The organism is Paractinoplanes deccanensis (assembly GCF_016862115.1).
GTDB classification, from domain to species: domain Bacteria; phylum Actinomycetota; class Actinomycetes; order Mycobacteriales; family Micromonosporaceae; genus Actinoplanes; species Actinoplanes deccanensis.
In genome coordinates, this window is sequence record NZ_BOMI01000148.1 from 43285 (window position 1) to 62296 (window position 19012).

Below are 19012 nucleotides of genomic sequence, written 5' to 3' on the forward strand. Positions count from 1 at the left end.
CCGGAGGCTCGGGTCACAGCTTCGGCGGAAGGGTGCCTACCATGGTTCCGCAGACTGTCTAGGGGAGCGCTGACCCGTGTCGATATTGGAAAAGGTCCTACGCGCCGGCGAAGGCCGCATGGTGCGCCGGCTCAAGGCGATCGCGGAAGCGGTCAATTCGATCGAGGAAGACTACGTCGACCTCACCGATGACGAGTTGCGCGAGTGCACCCAGCAGTTCAAGGAGCGATACGCGGACGGGGAGTCGCTCGACTCGCTGCTTCCCGAGGCGTTCGCGGTGGCCCGCGAGGGCGCCAAGCGGGTGCTCGGCCAGCGCGCGTACGACGTCCAGCTCATGGGTGGCGCCGCGCTGCACTTCGGCAACATCCCGGAGATGAAGACCGGTGAGGGCAAGACCCTGACCGGTGTGTTCCCCGCCTACCTCAACGCGTTGAGCGGCAAGGGCGTGCACATCATCACGGTGAACGACTACCTCGCCCAGCGCGACGCCGAGTGGGTCGGCCGGGTGCACGTCTTCCTCGGCCTCACCGTGGGCGTGATCCTGCCCAACCGGCCCGCCGCGGAGCACCGCGCGGCCTACCTGTGCGACATCACCTACGGCACCAACAACGAGTTCGGATTCGACTACCTGCGCGACAACATGGCGTGGTCGAAGGACGAGCTGGTGCAGCGCGGCCACAACTTCGCGATCGTCGACGAGGTCGACTCGATCCTCATCGACGAGGCCCGCACCCCGCTGATCATCTCGGGTCCCGCCGAGCACTCCGCCCGGTGGTACGGCGAGTTCGCGGCCCTGGTCAACCGCCTCCAGCGCGGCAAGGACGGCGAGGGCGACTACGAGGTCGACGAGGCCAAGCGCACGGTCGCCATCACCGAGCGCGGCGTCGCCAAGGTCGAGGACCGCCTCGGCATCGACAACCTCTACGAGTCGGTGAACACCCCGCTGGTCGGCTACCTCAACAACGCCATCAAGGCCAAGGAGCTCTACAAGCGCGACAAGGACTACATCGTCAACGAGGGTGGCGAGGTCCTGATCGTCGACGAGTTCACCGGGCGCATCCTGCACGGCCGCCGCTACAACGAGGGCATGCACCAGGCCATCGAGGCCAAGGAGGGCGTCGAGGTCAAGCAGGAGAACCAGACCCTCGCGACCATCACGCTGCAGAACTACTTCCGCCTGTACGACAAGCTCGGCGGCATGACCGGTACGGCGCAGACCGAGGCCGGCGAGTTCAACAAGGTCTACAAGGTCGGCGTCGTGTCCATCCCGACCCACCGGCCGATGATCCGCATCGACCACCCGGACGTCATCTACAAGACCGAGAAGGCCAAGTTCAACGCGGTCATCGAGGACATCGCCGAGCGGCACGCCACCGGCCAGCCGGTGCTGGTCGGCACGGTCTCGGTCGAGAACTCCGAGATCCTCTCCCAGCTGCTGCGCCGCCGCGGCATCCCGCACAGCGTGCTGAACGCGAAGTTCCACGCCCAGGAAGCCACGATCATCGCGCAGGCGGGCCGCAAGGGCGGCGTCACGGTCGCGACGAACATGGCCGGCCGTGGCACCGACATCCTGCTCGGCGGCAACCCGGAGTTCCTCGCCGCGACCGAGCTGGCCCAGCGCGGCCTCGACCCGGTGGAAAATCCGGACGAGTACGCGAAGGCCCTCGAAGAGGTCCTGCCGACGTGGAAGGAGGCCTGCGAGGCGGAGGCCGCCGAGGTGCAGGCCGCGGGCGGTCTCTACGTGCTCGGCACCGAGCGCCACGACTCCCGCCGCATCGACAACCAGCTGCGCGGCCGCTCCGGCCGGCAGGGCGACCCGGGCGAGTCCCGGTTCTACCTGTCGCTGCAGGACGACCTGATGAAGCGGTTCCGGGCGGGTGCGGTCGAGGCGGTCATGGAGCGCTTCAACATCCCCGAGGACGTGCCGATCGAGTCCAAGATGGTGACGCGCCAGATCCGCAGCGCCCAGACGCAGATCGAGGGCCAGAACGCCGAGATCCGCAAGAACGTCCTCAAGTACGACGAGGTCCTCAACAAGCAGCGCCAGGTGATCTACGCCGAGCGCCGCCGGGTCCTCGACGGCGAGGACATGCACGAGCAGGTCCAGCACATGATCGACGACGTGGTCACCGACTTCGTCATGGCCGCCACCTCCGAGGGCTACGCGGAGGACTGGGACCTCGACCAGCTCTGGACCAACCTCAAGCGCCTCTACCCGCTGACCCTCACGATCGAGGACATCGTCGAGGAGTCCGGCGGCGAGCGGCAGGCGATCGACCAGGAGTTCCTGGCCGAGCAGCTCAAGCAGGACGCCCAGGCCGCCTACGTGGCCCGCGAGGAGGAGCTCGGCGCCGAGGCGCTGCGCGAGCTCGAGCGCCAGGTGCTGCTCAACGTGATCGACCGCAAGTGGCGCGAGCACCTCTACGAGATGGACTACCTCCAGGAGGGCATCAGCCTGCGCGCGTACGCCCAGCGCGACCCGGTGGTGGAGTACCAGCGCGAGGGCTTCGACATGTTCAACGCCATGATGGAGGGCATCAAGGAGGAGGCGGTCGGCTACCTGTTCAACCTGGAGGTCCAGGTCGAGGAGCAGCCGACGGTCACGGTCGACCCGAGCAAGGCGGTGCCCCTCCCGGCCGGCGGCGTCATGGCCGACCAGAGCGACAACGAGACCGAGTCCGACCGCGTCGAGGTCCGCGCCAAGGGCCTGGGCGGCGCCCGCAGGCCGCAGAACCTCCAGTACACCGCCCCCGCCATCGACGGCGAGGCGGGCGAGGGCTCCCCGGTCATCCAGCCGCAGCAACAGCAGCAGGCTCCCGCCCTCGGCATCGGCCCCGGCGGCTCCCCGGTCCCCGCGTCCCCGGCCCACACGCCCCAGCGCCGCGGCGGAGCCCACGCCCAGTCGGAGTCCAACGGCCCGTCCCGCAACGCCCCGTGCTACTGCGGCTCAGGCAAGAAGTACAAGCGCTGCCACGGAGCCCCCGGAGCAGCCTGACCCACCCCGCCCGCTCGATCGACCCACCCGTCGACGGGTGGGTCGACGGACCCACCGCGCGACCGGTGACCGCTGCTCGACCGGTCACCATTGCGCGACCGGTCACCGCCGCTCGACCGGTCACCATCGCGGGACCGGTCACCGCCGCTCGACCGGTCACCATCGCGGGACCAGTCACCGCCGCTCGAACGACGGCCCGCCGGCACTCCTCGCCGGCGGGCCGTCGCTCTGGCCGGCCCGGGACGCTCGCTGCCTCAGTGGTCGGCGAGCGCCTCGGGGAACCGTGGCGGGTGATAGGCGTGCTGGATGAGCCGCAACGCGGTGGCGACCCACGCCTGCTGGTAGAACTCCATGCGCAACGCCATCGCCCACGTGTGCTCGCCGATCAGCAGCGGAGCGGCCGCCTCCACGACACCGGACCGCGGCTCGCACAGATGCAGGCTCAAAATCGCCACAGGCACCGGCTTGCGCGACGGATGCCGCCCCGCCCGCAGCGCCGCCTTGCGCACCGCGTTGAGCCGCTGGGCCCCCAGCAACCCCTCCGACACCACCTCAGCGGCCTCGAACGGCCGCGAGAGGCGCCGAAGGTGTGCCGAGGGCCGATAGCCGTTCAAAACCTCGACACAGGCATACAGGAACCGCTTGACGGCCAACGTGGCGTCCCGAGACACCCCGGACAGCGGCGCCCGCCCCGAAGCGGCAAGATGAGCCGCCCAGAACGGATATCCCACCGGCGGCGAATCAACGTCCCAGGCCCGCTCACCCACCGGCGCCGATCGGCCGCCCCGCGCGGGACGACCCACACCTGCTGCGTGCCCCGCGCCCGCTGCCTGGCCGGCGCCCGTTGCCTGCCTCGCGTCCGTTGTGTGTGCCGTGCCAGCTGCGTGCCCCGCGCTCGTTGTGTGTGCCGTGCCCGTTGCCTGCCTCGCGCCTGTTGTGTGCGCCGTGCCCGTTGCCTGCCTCGCGCCCGTTGTGTGTGCCGTGCCCGCTGTGTGTGCCGCTTCCGCCGCTCCTGCTGCGCCCGCCCTGACCGCGCCTGCGGGTTGGCCCCCTGCTCCCTCGGCTCCGCCGGCCGCGCGCACCAAACCGGCCTCGCCCGTCCGGCCTTCTCCCTCCACCCCACCGGACTGGTAGGCCGCCGTTGCCGGGGGATTGCCACCTGGCGGATGACTCGCCGCCGTTTCCCGGCCGGCGGTCGCTGAAGGGCCCGCCGAGGGCTCGGGGTGGCGCCGCTCCGGCGGTCTGCCGCGAGCCGGGCGCGCCGGAGCGGGCCGCGGCAGGTCGAGGGCCAACTGGTAGCGGTGGGTGGTGTGCCAGATGGCGGGGCCGAGCTCGTCGTCGAAGGGTGGCTCGCAAGGTGGGGCCGGGCGAAGGTCGATCGGCTGTCGCATCGGGCACTCCATCCTTGCCCTCCATCCCTCTAACGCTTTCGTTTGGCTTCGTTTGCCTTCGATGACGATTCTCCCGGAGCGTGCGAGGGAGGGTCAACGGCAAACGGAAGGCCTGGTTCGATGCGGGAAGAGGGGCAAAACGGGTCAGTCGGCCTCGGGGTTGACCAGCGGGTTCTCGGCCACCCACGCGGCCGTCTCGGCGTACTTCTGCTCGATGTAGGCCTCGAGCTTGGCGCGCTCGACGCGCCACTGGCCGCGGCCGCCGATCTTGATGGCGGGGAGCTCGCCGCTGCGGACCATGTGGTAGACCTGCGAGTCCGAGACGTTCAGCTCGGCGGCAACGTCTGCCAGCAGCAGGAATCGGGGCTCCATGCTGCGTCAGTTTGCCACTGATTGCCTACGACTGCTTGTCCTGCGGGGCGGCGACCGAGCGGCTGGGCAGCGGGCTCGAATAGACCACGCTGGTGGTGACGGCGCCGAGGCCGGAGATGCGGCCGGTCACCTCTTCCAGGTGACGCATCGAGCGGGTGAGCACCTTGAGGAAGAAGCAGTCCTCGCCGGTCACGTGGTGCGCCTCGATGATCTCGGGCGTCGACTCGAGCAGGGCGTGGAAGGGCCGGTAGTTGCCGGTGGGGTAGCGCAGGCGCACGAAGGCCATCACGTGCAGCCCGACGCGCTCCGGGTCGACCTCCGCGCGGTAGCCGGCGATCACCCCGGCCTCTTCGAGCCGGCGCACACGCTCGGCCACGGCGCTGGCGGACATGGCCACGGCACGGGCCAGATCGGCGTACGACGAACGGCCGTCCCGCTGCAACTCGGCCAGCAGGCGCCAGTCGGTGCGGTCGAGCGCGATTTCCGTGGCCATGGCGCTCATCTAAGCGCGTATCCCCGGCCCGACGCCAATCGCGCCGTCGAACCGGCATGGAGCAAGATCGTCGGCCGCCCTAGCTTGGTGGCATGACGACGACACCTCAGATCGAGAGCCTGTACGCGACCGACCGGTACGACCCGCGGCAGGCGGCAGCCTTCTTCGCGGCACGGCTCGGTTTCCAGACCGACGTGTCCGACGTGCGCGCCGGCCTCCTCGCCGAGAAGCCCGGTTTCGTGCTGATCGACTCGCGCTCGCGGGCCGCCTGGGACCAGGGCCACATCCCCGGCGCCCTTCACCTGCCCACGGCGGAGATCGCCGACCGGGCCGGTGAGCTGCTCGACCCGTCGGTGCCGGTGGTCACCTACTGCTGGGGCCCCGGCTGCAACGGCGCCACCCGCGCGGCGTTGGCGCTGGCGCTGGCCGGCTACTCCGTGAAGGAGATGATCGGCGGGATCGAGTACTGGATCCGCGAGGGCTTCCCCCTGCGCACGCTGACCGGCGACGTCACGGCCGCCGCGGATCCGCTCACCGCGCCCGTCACCTCGGCCACCGTGCCCGTCACCCGGGCCACCCCGCCCGTCGCCCCGGCCACCGCGCAACCGCTCGCCGCCCCCGTCACCGCGGCGGGTCTGGTCAAGGTGGGGGAGGGTCCCTCCTGCGGCTGCTGAGACGGCGCGCACGGTCGACGCGGTGCGGCGGAGGCCGTCGCAGGGGCGGTGGTGGGGGCCGTCGCTGGACGGTTGTGGTGCGGGCCGTGACGGGAAGGTGGTGGGGGCCGTCGCTGGACGGTTGTGGTGCGGGCCGTGACGGGAAGGTGGTGGAGGCCGTCTCGGGAAGGTGGTGTGCTGACCGACTCGAGAAGCCTGTGGCGGAGGCCGTCGCGATAAGGCGGTGGTGGCGGCGACCGTTGGGAAAGCGCTGCGGGTGGAAGGCCGCGGGGAGGCGGCGGTCGAGCCGGTCGCGGGAGGGCGGTGCGGCGAAGGCGGCTGCGGGACGGAGGCGGTGACCCGGCACGCCACGATCCGGACACGACTGGTGGAATGGGCCTTCCCGTACCCGCTGCGGCGGTGTACTACGGGGACGGTTCGAACGCAGGAGGAGACGTGCCGATCACCGAGCTGGTCCGGGTGTATGTGCCGGCCACCGTGCCGCTGCTCGGGGCCCTGCGCGCCTCCGGGCAGCTGGGCGCCGGGTCGCTGGAGGCGCACGCGGTGACGCCCGCGCTGCGCGAGTGGTATGCGGAGGGCGACGAGGAGGAGCTCGAATACGTGGCGTTCACCCGCGCCGCGCAGGCCGCCCTTCAGCTGTTGCGGCACGACCCGGCCGCTCCCCGGCGCCGGGTGGTGGTCTCGGCCGACGTGCCGGCGTCGTCGCTGGTCGTCCAGGACATCGAGCTCGGCTCGAGCACCGTGGAGATCCCGCAGCCGATCTCGCTCAAGGAGGTCGCCTCGATCCACGTGGACGGCGCCGACGCGGCCGAGTCGGTGGCCGCCGCGGCGGAGGTCGTCGACGAGGCCCTGGCGGGCGACCCCGACGCCCAGTTCACGGTCGACAGCGCCGAGGACCACGAGCTGGAGTGGTACGCCGTCTCCGAACTCGACGAACTGATCTGACCACCCCGCCGACTGCCCGCCGCGCCGCCGACCGAAGTGCGGCTGTGGTGCCGGCCGACCGAAATGCGGCTGTGGCGTCGGGCGGCCGAAGTGTGGCTGTGGCGCCGGCCGACCGAAGCTTGGCTGTGGCGCCGGCCGGCCGAAGTGCGGGTGTGGCGTCGGCCGACCGAAGCTTGGCTGTGGCGTCGGGCGGCCGAAGTGTGGCTGCCGTGCCGGGCGACCTAGCTGGAAGCCTCGCCGCGCTTCGCGCCGGCCGTCTCAGCGGTGATCTTGTCGCCGTCGGAGTCGCTCTCCGCCTCCGAGGCAGGCGACGCCTCCGAGGCCGGCGACGCCGCCGAGTTGGGCGACGCCGCCGAGTTGGGCGACGCGGCCGAGTTGGGTGAGCCAGCCGAGTTGGGCGACGCGGCCGAGTTGGGCGACGCGGCCGAGTTGGGCGACGCGGCCGAGTTGGGCGACGCGGCCGAGTTGGATGAGCCGGCCGAGTTGGGTGACGCCGCCGAGTTGGGCGAGGCGGCCGAGGCGGCGGCGCGCGGCTCGGTGGAGGCGTCGTCGGTGTCCGGATCGGCGGCGCTGTCCGCGGCGACGGTCGTGGCGGCGGCCGGCTCTTCCGGGGTGCGGCGGACGCGGCCCGAGCGGGACACCGGCGCCGCGGCCGGCGGCTCGTCGTCTTCGTCGTCCTCAGTGGGGCGGATCGTGCGGCCGACCGCGAACATCGCGGTGAGCGCGCCCACGAACAGCACCGTCAGCGCGCTGTTGAACCGCGCCCCGCTGAGCATCTGTTGCACCACGAGCTCCAGCTCGCTGACCTTGCCGGCCAGCTCGAGCACCCGCGACCCCGCCGTCCGCGTCAGCAGCTCGGCGATCACCAGCAGCAGGCCCGGGCCGCCGCCCGCGACGGCGTAGAAGCCCCACGGCACGTCCAGCTCGCCGCTGCGCCGGCGGGCGCGCCGCAGCAGCCGGTAAGCCACCAGGCCCGCCGCGAGACCACTGAGGAACGCCTGACCGTAGGAGAACCACTGCGCCGCATTGGCCTGTGAGGACTGTGAGTCGCGCGAGCCCAGTGCCGACAGCAGCGGGCTCTGGAAAAGGTTGAGCACGAAGCCGACCAGGAACACCGCGACCGAGCCCCACCCGACCGCGTTGATCACACGGGGGATGCGGAAGCCGGACAGCGCGCCGCCGATCGTGGCGGCGGCGGCGACCGTGCCGCCGACCACCGCGTACAGCCAGCCCTCGGTGTTGATGGTCACGATGGAGAGAGCGCCAAGCAGGCCGATCAGCAGGCCCGTGCCGGTGGCGACCGCGAACCGCGTGGTGGCGCCGAGCGCGCGGCGGCGTGAGATCAGGTTGAGCACCGCCAGGCCGGCCGCGGCACCGGTGACCAACGCGGCGGAGATCGCGCCGGGCAGCGCGTAGGCCGTGGAGGTCACCTCCATCTCCGCGTCCTCACGCCCTGTGATCGTCGCGCGGGCCGACCAGAGCATGGCGGCCATCCAGACGAGGGTGGCGAGCGCGAGCAGGAGACCCGTCGACGAGGGTTGCTCGGCGCTGGCGTCCGCTTGCGGCGCCGTTGGGGTGTCCTGCTCAGTCATGGGCCTCAGAGTAGCCGCCGAAGCTGGCGGGGCCGGTCCGGTGTCCGCAGCCCGGCTTGACCGGGAATGCCGCTTTTAAGGCTTGGAACGCCGAATTCCGGAACGTCTACGTACCTTTTCGGCCGTTTGCTGCCCGGCATCGCCGTCTGACCGTTTAGGACGCGCCATTTTACCTGGTCACAAGCAACTTTCACGGTCGAACGCGCCATCGCGACTCTCGAAGTCGGACTGTCTGTGCGGGACAGTCGTTTGTGGAGACGCAAAATGGACGGATCGGGCGAAATCCTGGACGTCGGCGCGACAAAGTGGCAGCTTAGAAGGCATGCCCGACTCTCAAATCAATCCCACGGCTGCCGCTTTGCTCGGCCTGCTTCACGAGGGGCCCATGACCGGCGGACAGCTCATGGCGGCTGCCGAACGCCGCCTCGGGCCATACTGGTCGATGACGCGGAGCCAGGTCTACCGCGAATTGCCGGTTCTTGCCGAAATGGGCTATGTGCGCCTCGGTAAGCCCGGCCCCAGATCCAGCCAGCCCTACGCCATCACCGCCTCCGGCAAGCGTGCCTTCAGCCGGTGGCTCGCCGAGTCTCCGGGCCGGGACGCCCTGCGTAATCCGGTCGCTCTCCGTGTCGCTTTCGGGGAGCAGCACAGCGGCAATCAGTTGCAGACCCTCTACACCGGCGCGAGCGAGTACCACTCCGAGGCGCTCGCGATGGCCAAGGAACAGGCGAAGGAGGCGAAGAAGGCGGGGGACCAGTACGGTGCCGCCGCCCTCGAGTTCGCCGTCGCCTATCACAAGGCCGCGCTCAGCTGGCTCAAGATCGCACCGGCCAATTGACGCGAGGCCTGCTCACGACCTGCGCGAGTGTGCGGCTCGTCGTGAGCGGCCCGCACCGTGCCGCCCCGGCCAGATCTTGGCCGGGGCAGCGTAGTCTTGACTGTCGTGACCGCTGCCGACTATCCCGAGCAACTCAAGGCCCTCGACGCCACCCTGCGCAACATCGAGAACGTCCTGGACGTCGACAAGCTGCGCCGGGACAAGGCCGACCTCGAGGAGCAGGCCTCCGCACCCGACCTGTGGGACGACCAGGCCCGTGCCCAGGAGGTCAACAGCCGCCTGTCGTACGTCTCCGGTGAGATCAGCAAGCTCGAGCGGCTCCGCTCCCGGCTCGACGACGCCGGCCTCCTGCTGGAGATGGCCGAGGCCGAGGGCGACAGCGCCTCGATCGACGAGGTCGGCGAGGAGCTCGTCACCCTCACCAAGGCGATCGAGGAGATGGAGGTCCGCACCCTTCTCTCCGGCGACTACGACGCCCGTGAGGCGGTGGTGTCCATCCGGGCCGGCGCCGGCGGCGTCGACGCGGCCGACTTCGCCGAGATGCTTCTGCGCATGTACCTGAGGTGGGCCGAGCGCCACGGCTACCCCACAGAGGTCTACGACACGTCGTACGCGGAGGAGGCCGGCCTCAAGTCGGCCACGTTCGCCGTCAAGGTGCCGTACGCGTACGGCACGCTCAGCGTCGAGTCCGGCACCCACCGGCTGGTCCGGATCAGCCCGTTCGACAACCAGGGCCGCCGCCAGACGAGCTTCGCCGGCGTCGAGGTGATGCCGGTGGTGGAGCAGACCGACCACATCGACATCCCCGAGAACGAGCTGCGCGTGGACGTCTACCGTTCGTCGGGTCCTGGTGGACAGAGCGTGAACACCACCGACTCCGCTGTGCGCCTGACGCACATTCCGACGGGCATCGTCGTGACGTGTCAGAACGAGAAATCGCAGCTTCAGAACAAGGCCTCGGCGATGCGGGTGCTCCAGGCGCGGCTCCTCGAGCGCAAGCGCCAGGAGGAGGAGGCGAAGCTCGCGGGCCTCAAGCAGGACACCACTGGATCATGGGGCGATCAGATGCGCTCGTACGTGCTCCACCCGTACCAGATGGTCAAGGATCTGCGCACTGAGCAGGAGACGGGCAACCCGAGCTCGGTCTTCGACGGCGAGATCGACGAGTTCATCGAGGCCGGCATCAAGTGGCGCAAGACGAGCCAGAAGGCCGAGTGATCCACCCGTCCTCCGGGTGATCCACAACCGGCTGTACGCATGGCGACGGTGTCCGGACGGACTGTCCGGACACCGTGATTTTTTGCCACCGCGGGTGCAATTTGGCGGACCCGGCGGACTTGGCGTTTCCGTTACACCGCGTAGACTGCGTTCCCGTGATTCAGCTCGAGAACGTGACGAAGACGTACCCCAAGGCGTCTCGGCCGTCGTTGGACGATGTCAGCGTCGGTATCGAGAAGGGTGAGTTCGTCTTCTTCATCGGCCCCTCCGGTTCCGGCAAGTCGACGATCATCAAGCTCCTCCTGCACGAGGTGTCGCCCACTCGCGGCAAGGTGATGGTGAACGCGAAGGACGTCACCACCCTGCGCTCGTGGAAGGTCCCGCACTTCCGCCGTTCGATCGGCTGCGTGTTCCAGGACTTCCGCCTGCTGCCCAACCGCACGGCGTACGAGAACGTGGCCTTCGCCCTCGAGGTCATCGGCAAGACCAAGGCGGTCGCCCGCCGGGTCGTGCCCGAGGTCCTCGAGCTGGTCGGCCTCGGCGGCAAGGAGCACCGCTACCCGCACGAGCTCTCCGGTGGTGAGCAGCAGCGTGTCGCGGTGGCCCGGGCGTTCGTCAACCGGCCGCTCATCCTGCTCGCCGACGAGCCCACGGGAAACCTCGACCCGGACACGTCGATCGAGATCATGCGCCTGCTCGACCGGATCAACCGGACGGGCACCACGGTCGTGATGGTCACGCACGACTCCAACATCGTCAACCAGATGCGCCGCCGCGTCATCGAGATCGAGAGCGGCCGCATCGTTCGTGACCAGGCCCGTGGCGTCTACGGCTGAGCCGGCTCCGCTACACAACATCCCCTAGCTGAAGTTCTGCGCGGAGTCCCGGAAGGAACCCCCCGATGCGCTTGAAGTACGTCCTCAACGAGGTCCTGGTGGGCCTGTGGCGAAACGTCACGATGACGGTCGCCATGATCATCACCATGTCGGTCTCGCTGACCATGCTGGGCGCTAGCGTTCTGCTGTACTTGCAGGTCGACCAGATGAAGAGCTACTACTACGGGAACATCGAGGTCTCGATCTTCCTGCGGTCGGACGTCACCGAGGCCCAGCGCCAGGCGATCGACCAGGCGATCTCCTCCAACCCGTTGGTCGCCGAGCGCACGTACGAGACGCGCGAAGAGGCCCTCAAGCGCTTCCAGGAGCTCTGGAAGGACTCGCCCGAGTTCGTCAAGTCGGTGGGCCCCAACAGCCTGCCGGAGTCGTTCCGGGTGAAGCTCAAGAACCCGGAGGAGTACAAGACCTTCGCCGACCAGATCCAGGGCCTGCAGGGCATCCAGGACGTCATCGACCAGCGCACGCTGCTCGAGAAGGTCTTCAACATCTTCAACGCCATCCAGGTGGGTGCGCTGGTGGTCGCGGGGGTGATGGCGTTGGCCGCGCTGCTCCTCGTCGGAAACACGATCCAGGTCGCGGCGTACAGCAAGCGGCGAGAAGTCGCCGTGATGAAGCTGGTCGGCGCCTCGAACTGGTTCATCCAGGCACCGTTCGTGCTCGAGGCGGTGGTCGCCGGCCTGATCGGCGCGATCCTGGGCTTCATCGCGCTGTTCGTCAGCAAGGTCGTGCTCTTCGACAACAAGCTGCAAGCGCTGACGAACATCCTGACGCCGATCGACAACGGCAACGTCTGGCTGATGTTGCCGCTGCTCGCCGGGGTCGGCGCCGTGGTCAGTGCGGTCACCGCCTGGGTCACGCTGCGCTTCTACCTGAAGGTCTGACAATCCCGAAACGCTGAACTCACGCGACGGCCGCATCTCCTCGACCGAGGGGATGCGGCCGTTGGGCGTTTTCGGGGGTTAGCGGCCGATACCGGAGTACGGTGGCACTCTGTGGGGTCCTATATCCGGGTTTTTGCCTTCTTGGCGATTTGTGTGAGTCTGCTCGCCGCGCCGGGTGTGGCCCGTGCCGACCCGAACGACCCCGGCAGCGCCGCGCGTGCCGTCCAGCGCGCCGAAGCCGTGCTCGAGGACGCCACCGAGACCGCCCGTGCCGCGGCCCGCCGTCTCGAAGCCGCGACCGCGGCCATGCCCGCGGCCCAGAAGCGCGTCGCCACCTCCCGGGGCGCGGTCGCCGCCGCCGTCACCGCCGCCAACACCGCCACCCGCCGCGCGCAGGCCGCGCGCGCCGCGTACGACCAGGTCGCCGCTCGTTTCCAACAGGCGCGGGACCGCGTCGACGAGTCCCGCGCCCGGGTCGACGAGATCGCCCAGGCCAGCTACATGGGCGGCAACATCGCGCGGATCAACCTGCTGGTGGAGGCGAGCGGGCCCGGCGACATGATGGACCGGTTGAGCCTGGTCGAGCAGATCATGCGTACGCAGCAGCGCGAGGTGGACACGTTGATCGACGCGCGCCGGGTCGCCCGTACCGAACAGGACCGTGCCGGGCTCGCCAAGCGCGAGGCCGAGGAGGCCGAAGCGGCGGCGAGGGCGAAGCTGACGGCCGCGAAGACGGCTCAGGCGGCCGCCGAACGAGCCCGGAAGGCGCTGGAGACCCTGGCCCTCAGCCGGGCCGAGGCGCTGCGCATGGCCAACTCGCAGCGAGCCGCGGTGCTCGCCCGTTATCGCGTGGCCAAGGCCGAGGAGGCGCGGATCCAGGCGGCGCTGCGCGGCTACTCGGTCAAATCGGGCGACAGCCGGTACGAGGGCGGGCGGCTCTACATGCCGGTCAGCGGCTGGAAGTCCAGCGACTACGGCCAGCGCTACGACCCGTACTACCGGGTGTGGCAACTGCACGCCGGTACGGACTTCGCCGCGGGTGGCGGCACACCGATCCATGCCGCCGCGTACGGGCGGGTGATCCGCGCCGGGTGGGCCGGCGGCTACGGGCGCTACACGTGCATCGACCACGGGCGGATCAGCGGCGTCGGCTTCACGACCTGCTACGGCCACCAGTCGGCGATCCTCGTGCACGTCGGCGAGTACGTGCGCCGCGGCGAGATCATCGGGCGGGTCGGCACCACGGGCGCCTCGACCGGCAACCACCTGCACTTCGAGACCCGCTTCGACGGGGAGCCCCGCAACCCCCTGAACTACCTGCCGGCGTGCCTCTGTTGACCGAGTAACATTGTGGGGTTGGCTTCAGCCGCACGCCGGCTTCAACCGTACAAAGGAATGGTGGGTCTCATGCCACGCGAACAGGGGCGCAAGGTCGTCGCCTCCAACCGCAAGGCCCGCCACGACTACAGCATCCTCGACACGTACGAGGCGGGTCTCGCCCTCACCGGCACCGAGGTCAAATCGCTGCGGGCCGGCCGCGCGTCCCTGGTCGACGCGTTCGGCAGCGACGACAACGGCGAGCTCTTCCTGCACGGCATGCACATCCCGGAATACACGCAGGGCACGTGGACCAACCACGAGCCGCGCCGCACCCGCAAGCTGCTCCTGCACCGCGACGAGATCGCCAAGATCCGCGGCAAGCTGCGCGACGAGGGCATCACGCTCGTCCCGCTCCAGGTCTATTTCAACAACGGGTACGCGAAGGTCGAGATCGGGCTCGCCAAGGGCAAGAAGAGCTACGACAAGCGGCAGGACCTGGCGGCCCGCGACGCCCAGAAGGAAATCAACCGGGCGATCGGACGACGTGCGAAGGGCATCTCCTGAGATATGCTCCGCCCGCTTCTTGATCATCGCGGGGGGATTCGCCGTTGTCTGCCAAGCACGCCGTGCGCCTGTTCGGCACCGCCCGGTTCGTTCTGAGCTTCGGGGTCGCGATCCTCGTCCTCCTGGTCGTCTGGATCGCCGTACGGGCGGTCGGCCCGGCCGAGGCCGCGCGGCAACCCCCGGTGACCCTGCCGTCGATGCCACAGGTGCCGCTGGTCGTCTCGGAGCCGCCGGCCACCTCGGCGCCCGCCCCGGCGGCGTCGCGCTCGGCCTCCCGCTCGGCCTCCGCGTCCCCGTCCGCCACGTCGCCGTCACCGACCCCGTCGCGCACGCCGTCGACCACGCCGCCCACCTCTGCGCCGCCGACGTCCGCCGCGCCCACCTCAGCGAGCCCGCGGCCCGAGGCGACGACCCAGAAGCCGACGTCGCCCGCCCCGCGCAGCGAGATCAACGCCCAGCTGTCGGTCACCGCGAGCTGGGACGGAGGCTACGTCGCCTTCGTACGCGTGGAGAACGAAGGGGAGGCGGCCGCGAACTGGCACGTGAGCGTCACCCACTCCGGCCTCGACGATCTCGAGCTGCGCGGCGTGTGGAACGCCTCGGGCAACCGGAACGGCAGCACCCTCGTCTTCGACGGCGGCTCCCTGGCCCCCGGCCGAAGCGCCACCTTCGGATACCAGATCTCCAAGAGCGGCCGAGGCGACGCCCGCCCCGCCGGCTGTAGCTCGGTGGGCGGATCTTGTAGCGTGCGGTAAACTTTTGTGGTTGCCGCCCGGGCTTGCGGGTGGCTCGACGAGGGGGTGACTGGTTTCGACTTCGTACGTGGAGACAGGGGAAGCGAGCCGAGGAAGCCGACGTCGTCTCGAGAATCGGTCGTCGGAAACTTATAAGCGCCAAGGATAACTCCCGCGCTGACTTCGCTCTTGCCGCCTGAGGTAATTGCGAGTCTGTCGGTCTGAGATCGCCTTCGACTCAGTTCACCGGCATCAGCTAGAAGGCTGGCCAAACAGTCCCAGTCGTGAGGACTGTGCGGCGAGATAAAACACGACTGGGCCCGTCATCCGGACTTGCTCACGTGAGCCGGAGGGCCGAGTAGAGGCATAGTGAGCTGCGCTCGGAGAAGCCCTGACGAAGCAACGAAGGACCCGGGTTCGATTCCCGGCACCTCCACTGCCTGGCGGCCCCCTGCTCGCGGAAAGCGCGAGCCGGGGGCCGTTCCGGTATGTCTGCTCAGGGGGCCGAGCCCCCTGAAACCCCACGGTGTCTGGTGGTTGCGCTCCGGGATGGTCGGGCTGGATTCAAGTACGCGGACACCACCCCCACTGCCTGGCGGCCCCCTGCTCGCGGAAAGCGCGAGCCGGGGGCCGTTTCGGTATGTCTGCTCAGGGGGCCGAGCCCTCTGAAGCCCCACGGTGTCTGGTGGTTGCGCTCCGGGATGGTCGGGCTGGGTTCAAGTACGCGGACACCACCCCCCACCGGAGGAAGCGGCACTGCCTGAACGGGGGTGCCGCCTTTGTTGGGCGTTGTCGACCGGCAGAGGCATGGGATCGGCCAAGTCGGCGGCGGCGTTCGGTTGGGCTGGCGTGGCGACGGTGGCGGCTCGCTCAGTGCTGAAGCCGGCGGGGCGGCTGCCGCGTGCGGGTCTATGCCGCCAAGATTTGAAGGTCGTATTTTGCGATCTCGGCGTCGCGGGTCACCAGTGTCAAGCGCTCGACTTTTGCCTGCGCGATCAGCATTCGATCGAACGGGTCGCGGTGGATGAGCGGGAGTCGGCCGGCTGCGATGGCATGTTCGGCGTTGATGTCCAACTGCCGGAAACCGCTGTCTCGGATACGCTCAGGGAGATCCTCGGGCTTCTGTAACTTGCCGATCGACTGTTTGACAGCCACTTCCCAAATCGTCGCGACGCTGACGTAGACGTCTGGTTCGTGGTCCAGCCGGTCCTTGATCTCATTGGCGAGGGTGGGGTCGTCCGATAGCCACCACAGCACGATGTGAGTGTCGAGGAGGAGGCTCATCAGGCGAGCCCGAAGTCCCGGGCGATGGCGTCGTTCACGTCAGCGGAGTCCCAGTCGTCAGTCATGACTAGCTGACCGGCGAGGCTTCCTCGGCCCGCCCGGTCAACCCGGCGGCTCAGGGGGATCACCTTGGCGACCGGTGTGCCGGAGCGGCTGATGATGATCTCTTCGCCGTGTTCGACGCGATCAATGATCCGCGAGAGGTTCGTCTTCGCGTCGTGGATGTTGAATTGTGCTGCTGCCTCCGCCATGACGACCTCCTTAGCTAAGAGGTTAGTCCAGTGCCCGCCTGATCGGCCAGTGGTGCCGCGGGTGGTTGCGCTTCTGGGTGGTTGTGCTGAGTTCAAGTACGCGGAGACCGCTTCCGGGCTGCGGTGGTCCGGCGGATGCCGGGCGTTCGCTCAGCCGGCGGTGTTGCGCCAGCGGATCCAGAAGTCGCCCAGGTCCATCGTCGTCGCCGACTGCAGCGCGGCACGCAGCTCCGCCGGTCGCGCCACGCCGAACTGCTGGGCGGCCAAGTAACGCCGCAGCCCGGTACGGATCGCGTCCCCGCCGATCAACGCCTCCAGCTCGTGGAACATGCAGGCCCCGTCGCCGTAGACGGCGGGAACGTACTCGTCGCGGCGGAGGTCGTAGTAGTCCATTCCGGCGTCGACGCGCATGGTGTCGGAGAACCAGAACGGCGCGCCGGCGCAGTAGTCCGGGATGCCGAGCAGCTTCGTGGTGGTGTAGTGGGTCAGCGACTCGTCCAGCCACGGATGGGCGTACTCGTCGTTGCCGACCAGGGCGTACCACCACTGGTGCGCGGCCTCGTGCACGGCCGGCAGCGTGGCCGGCTCGGTCAGGATGAGGGTCGGGTACTCCATTCCGCTGAAACCGTCGAAGCCGCCGATCACGGTGTCCATTTCGGGGTACGGGTACGGGCCGTACTCGCCGGCCGCGAACTCCATCGCCCGGGCGACCTGCCCCTGCACCTCCACGGCGGCTTCCGCGGTCACGTCCGGCGTGTACCAGGTGCGCAGGCGCACACCGGTCGCCGTGCGCGTCTCGGCGCGGCGGAACGGCCCCGCAGCCCAGGCGAAGTCGCGCACCAGCGGCGCGGTGATCGTCGTGGTGGTGCGGCCGCCGTTCCGCTTCTCCGCCAGCACGGTTCCGGTGGCCGGCACGCTGAGCGCGTCCGGGTGGTTCAGCGACACGGCGAAGTTGCTGGTCAGCGAGTAGAAGCTTTCCGCGTTCGCCACGTACGGGGGTAGCTGCCAGCCGCGCTCGTCGCGTACGGCGAGCAGCGGCAGGGCGTTGCCGAGGAACGAGTACGGCCCGACCCGGCCGAACCGGTCCGCCCGCTCCGGCACCCGGATGGTCAGGTCGAAGGCGACCACGGCGGGTGCTCCGGGTGCGGCCGGGCGGCTCAGGCGTACCGGCAGCGCGGTGCAGCCGACGGCGAGCGGGCCGGCCTTGCCGCCCTCGACGGCCGAGACGGCGATCGCCGGGGTGGCCGTACAGCCGTCCGGGCCGTTGCCCCACAGCCGCAGCCAGACGGTGTCGAGCGTGTCGGAGCCGTTGTTGACGAAGGCGACCCGCTGATGGCCGCGCCAGGTAGCGCCGGTGTCGTCGGCCGAGAGCCGGACCTGGTAGGCGACCGGCTGCGGCCCGGTGGCCGGGTAAGTGGCGGAGGCTGACCCGGCGACGGGTGCCGTGGCCGCGTCCGGGGTGGCGTACGCCGGCACGGCAGGTATGGCGGCCGCGACGACGATGGTCGCGGCACTGAACAGGCGTGCGTGTCTCATGGCGGTCAGGATCGGGGGCCGGGATCGACGTACGCGATCCTTTCGGGCAGGGTCGAAACATGCTGCGCCTGTTGTTCGAACCCGCCGACCGGGGCCGGGTCATCTTCGACATCGCCTGGCACGCGGAGACCATCGGCAGCGTCCAGGCGCTGCGGCAGCCCGTGTCCGGGCCGTTCCTGGACCGGTGGCGGCAGACCGTCCGGCCCCGGGTACCCGGTGCGGCGGCAGCCCTCTTCGACGTGATCCCCGCAGAGGGCCTGGTCCCGGACTTCCTGACCCCGGAGGGATACAGCGGATGGCCCACCGACCGGTTCGCCAAGGCGCTGCGCGCTACCGGCACGGCGACGGCCTGCGGCGAGCTGCGGGGGATCGACGACGCGCACCGCCGTACCCTCGCCGGACTCGCCGACGCGCTGGAGGCGTACCACCGGATCTGTATCGCACCCACGGTGACCACCGTCGACGCGCTGCTGCGCGCCGAGCTCGCGCACCGCGCAGGATTGATCCTGACCGACGGCGTCGATGCGGCGCTGGCCACCCTGGGCCCGGACATTCGCTGGACGCCGCCGGTGCTCGAGGTGCGCTCGCCCGCCGAGGGCGAGGTCCGGCTGGGCGGGCGCGGGCTGCGCCTGGTGCCGTCGGTGTTCTGGAGCCGCCCCGGGGTGATCGCGGAGGCGAGCGGCTGGCCGACGCTGACCTACCCGATCCATCCCGCCCCCGCGACCTGGGCGGAGCCCCGCGACGACCCGCTGGCCGCGCTCGTCGGCCCCACCCGCGCCCGGGTGCTGCGCGCCCTGGTCACCGGCCGCAGCACCACAGAGCTGGCCCGGGATCTGCGGATCAGCGCCGCCTCCGCGTCCGGGCACGTCACCGCGCTGCGGGCCGCCGGCCTGGCGGCCACCCGGCGGGCCGGGCGCGCCGTTCGGCACACCCTCACCCCGCTGGGCCTGCAAGTCCTCGCGTCGACCCGGCTCAGGGCAGGTCGAACGGAAGCTTGATCCCGGTGAACGCGCGTCTGCCACCCACCT

The 19012-nt window shown here is 69.9% G+C and carries 17 protein-coding genes, 1 other RNA gene and 2 pseudogenes; 13 read left to right on the plus strand and 7 right to left on the minus strand.

The window, feature by feature from the left end; all coding sequences use genetic code 11:
* Positions 1 to 76: 76 nt before the first annotated feature.
* Positions 77 to 2597: pseudogene (gene secA / locus Ade02nite_RS36600) on the plus strand (preprotein translocase subunit SecA); the annotation flags it as partial.
* Positions 2598 to 2686: 89 nt separating this feature from the next.
* Positions 2687 to 2995: pseudogene (locus tag Ade02nite_RS50995) on the plus strand (SEC-C metal-binding domain-containing protein); the annotation flags it as partial.
* Positions 2996 to 3249: 254 nt separating this feature from the next.
* Here Ade02nite_RS50995 and Ade02nite_RS50835 read toward each other — a convergent pair.
* From Ade02nite_RS50835 to Ade02nite_RS36615, 3 genes are all read right to left on the minus strand, one after another.
* A complete protein-coding gene (locus Ade02nite_RS50835) occupies positions 3250 to 3648 on the minus strand; it encodes an Rv3235 family protein (RefSeq protein ID WP_203773813.1) in 399 nt (132 codons plus the stop codon).
* An 882-nt stretch (positions 3649 to 4530) separates the two neighbouring features.
* Positions 4531 to 4758 (minus strand): helix-turn-helix transcriptional regulator, encoded by a 228-nt coding sequence (locus tag Ade02nite_RS36610; RefSeq protein WP_203773815.1) that lies wholly within the window; start codon positions 4756 to 4758, stop codon positions 4531 to 4533.
* A 25-nt stretch (positions 4759 to 4783) separates the two neighbouring features.
* Positions 4784 to 5251: an Lrp/AsnC family transcriptional regulator gene (locus tag Ade02nite_RS36615; RefSeq protein WP_203773817.1), complete on the minus strand. Its 468-nt coding sequence runs from the start codon at positions 5249 to 5251 to the stop codon at positions 4784 to 4786.
* 92 nt (positions 5252 to 5343) lie between these two features.
* On the opposite strand from Ade02nite_RS36615, the gene Ade02nite_RS36620 reads away from it, so the two are divergent.
* Both Ade02nite_RS36620 and Ade02nite_RS36625 read left to right on the plus strand, forming a co-directional pair.
* Complete coding sequence (locus Ade02nite_RS36620; protein ID WP_203773819.1) at positions 5344 to 5925, plus strand: rhodanese-like domain-containing protein; 582 nt, start codon at positions 5344 to 5346, stop codon at positions 5923 to 5925.
* 435 nt (positions 5926 to 6360) lie between these two features.
* Positions 6361 to 6870: a DUF6912 family protein gene (locus Ade02nite_RS36625; protein WP_203773821.1), complete on the plus strand. Its 510-nt coding sequence runs from the start codon at positions 6361 to 6363 to the stop codon at positions 6868 to 6870.
* Between the two features lie 221 nt (positions 6871 to 7091).
* On the opposite strand, the gene Ade02nite_RS36630 is transcribed toward Ade02nite_RS36625, so the two are convergent.
* The gene (locus tag Ade02nite_RS36630; RefSeq protein ID WP_203773823.1) at positions 7092 to 8462 is read right to left on the minus strand and encodes a hypothetical protein; all 1371 of its coding nucleotides are present in this window, start codon (positions 8460 to 8462) and stop codon (positions 7092 to 7094) included.
* Positions 8463 to 8784: 322 nt separating this feature from the next.
* On the opposite strand from Ade02nite_RS36630, the gene Ade02nite_RS36635 reads away from it, so the two are divergent.
* The 8 genes from Ade02nite_RS36635 to ssrA all read left to right on the plus strand — a co-directional run bounded on the left by Ade02nite_RS36635 (position 8785) and on the right by ssrA (position 15352).
* The gene (locus Ade02nite_RS36635; RefSeq protein ID WP_203773825.1) at positions 8785 to 9300 is read left to right on the plus strand and encodes a PadR family transcriptional regulator; all 516 of its coding nucleotides are present in this window, start codon (positions 8785 to 8787) and stop codon (positions 9298 to 9300) included.
* A 105-nt stretch (positions 9301 to 9405) separates the two neighbouring features.
* Entirely contained in the window at positions 9406 to 10518 is a 1113-nt protein-coding gene (gene prfB, locus Ade02nite_RS36640; RefSeq protein WP_203773827.1) for a peptide chain release factor 2, read from the plus strand.
* A gap of 155 nt (positions 10519 to 10673) precedes the next feature.
* Positions 10674 to 11354 (plus strand): cell division ATP-binding protein FtsE, encoded by a 681-nt coding sequence (ftsE, locus tag Ade02nite_RS36645; protein WP_203773829.1) that lies wholly within the window; start codon positions 10674 to 10676, stop codon positions 11352 to 11354.
* A gap of 65 nt (positions 11355 to 11419) precedes the next feature.
* A complete protein-coding gene (gene ftsX, locus Ade02nite_RS36650; protein ID WP_203773831.1) occupies positions 11420 to 12295 on the plus strand; it encodes a permease-like cell division protein FtsX in 876 nt (291 codons plus the stop codon).
* A 153-nt stretch (positions 12296 to 12448) separates the two neighbouring features.
* Positions 12449 to 13633 (plus strand): M23 family metallopeptidase, encoded by a 1185-nt coding sequence (locus tag Ade02nite_RS36655; protein WP_239169321.1) that lies wholly within the window; start codon positions 12449 to 12451, stop codon positions 13631 to 13633.
* Positions 13634 to 13702: 69 nt separating this feature from the next.
* A complete protein-coding gene (gene smpB / locus Ade02nite_RS36660; RefSeq protein WP_203773833.1) occupies positions 13703 to 14179 on the plus strand; it encodes an SsrA-binding protein SmpB in 477 nt (158 codons plus the stop codon).
* 44 nt (positions 14180 to 14223) lie between these two features.
* Positions 14224 to 14934 carry a cellulose binding domain-containing protein gene (locus tag Ade02nite_RS36665; protein WP_203773835.1) on the plus strand — a complete coding sequence of 237 codons (711 nt, stop codon included), beginning with the start codon at positions 14224 to 14226 and terminating at the stop codon, positions 14932 to 14934.
* Positions 14935 to 14975: 41 nt separating this feature from the next.
* Positions 14976 to 15352: a transfer-messenger RNA gene (gene ssrA, locus Ade02nite_RS36670) on the plus strand.
* A 470-nt stretch (positions 15353 to 15822) separates the two neighbouring features.
* Here the strand turns inward: ssrA and Ade02nite_RS36675 are convergent.
* The 3 genes from Ade02nite_RS36675 to Ade02nite_RS36685 all read right to left on the minus strand — a co-directional run bounded on the left by Ade02nite_RS36675 (position 15823) and on the right by Ade02nite_RS36685 (position 17984).
* Positions 15823 to 16197, minus strand: a complete 375-nt coding sequence (locus Ade02nite_RS36675; protein WP_203773837.1) for a type II toxin-antitoxin system VapC family toxin — start codon at positions 16195 to 16197, stop codon at positions 15823 to 15825.
* Complete coding sequence (locus Ade02nite_RS36680) at positions 16197 to 16448, minus strand: type II toxin-antitoxin system Phd/YefM family antitoxin (RefSeq protein ID WP_203773839.1); 252 nt, start codon at positions 16446 to 16448, stop codon at positions 16197 to 16199. The genes Ade02nite_RS36675 and Ade02nite_RS36680 overlap by 1 nt, the downstream gene beginning before the upstream one ends.
* Before the next feature lie 150 nt (positions 16449 to 16598).
* Positions 16599 to 17984 carry a M1 family metallopeptidase gene (locus tag Ade02nite_RS36685; protein WP_203773841.1) on the minus strand — a complete coding sequence of 462 codons (1386 nt, stop codon included), beginning with the start codon at positions 17982 to 17984 and terminating at the stop codon, positions 16599 to 16601.
* 59 nt (positions 17985 to 18043) lie between these two features.
* Between Ade02nite_RS36685 and Ade02nite_RS36690 the strand changes: the two genes are divergently transcribed.
* A complete protein-coding gene (locus Ade02nite_RS36690) occupies positions 18044 to 18982 on the plus strand; it encodes an ArsR/SmtB family transcription factor (protein WP_203773843.1) in 939 nt (312 codons plus the stop codon).
* Positions 18983 to 19012: the final 30 nt, after the last annotated feature.

What these genes read in the sequence shown, in the direction of transcription:
- Ade02nite_RS36610 (WP_203773815.1), bottom strand. Translation starts at nt 4,758, where the DNA reads ATGGAGCCCCGATTCCTGCTGCTGGCAGACGTTGCCGCCGAGCTGAAC.
- Ade02nite_RS36615 (WP_203773817.1), bottom strand. Translation starts at nt 5,251, where the DNA reads ATGGCCACGGAAATCGCGCTCGACCGCACCGACTGGCGCCTGCTGGCC.
- Ade02nite_RS36620 (WP_203773819.1), top strand. Translation starts at nt 5,344, where the DNA reads ATGACGACGACACCTCAGATCGAGAGCCTGTACGCGACCGACCGGTAC.
- Ade02nite_RS36630 (WP_203773823.1), bottom strand. Translation starts at nt 8,462, where the DNA reads ATGACTGAGCAGGACACCCCAACGGCGCCGCAAGCGGACGCCAGCGCC.
- Ade02nite_RS36635 (WP_203773825.1), top strand. Translation starts at nt 8,785, where the DNA reads ATGCCCGACTCTCAAATCAATCCCACGGCTGCCGCTTTGCTCGGCCTG.
- ftsX (WP_203773831.1), top strand. Translation starts at nt 11,420, where the DNA reads ATGCGCTTGAAGTACGTCCTCAACGAGGTCCTGGTGGGCCTGTGGCGA.
- smpB (WP_203773833.1), top strand. Translation starts at nt 13,703, where the DNA reads ATGCCACGCGAACAGGGGCGCAAGGTCGTCGCCTCCAACCGCAAGGCC.
- Ade02nite_RS36675 (WP_203773837.1), bottom strand. Translation starts at nt 16,197, where the DNA reads ATGAGCCTCCTCCTCGACACTCACATCGTGCTGTGGTGGCTATCGGAC.
- Ade02nite_RS36680 (WP_203773839.1), bottom strand. Translation starts at nt 16,448, where the DNA reads ATGGCGGAGGCAGCAGCACAATTCAACATCCACGACGCGAAGACGAAC.
- Ade02nite_RS36685 (WP_203773841.1), bottom strand. Translation starts at nt 17,984, where the DNA reads ATGAGACACGCACGCCTGTTCAGTGCCGCGACCATCGTCGTCGCGGCC.
- Ade02nite_RS36690 (WP_203773843.1), top strand. Translation starts at nt 18,044, where the DNA reads ATGCTGCGCCTGTTGTTCGAACCCGCCGACCGGGGCCGGGTCATCTTC.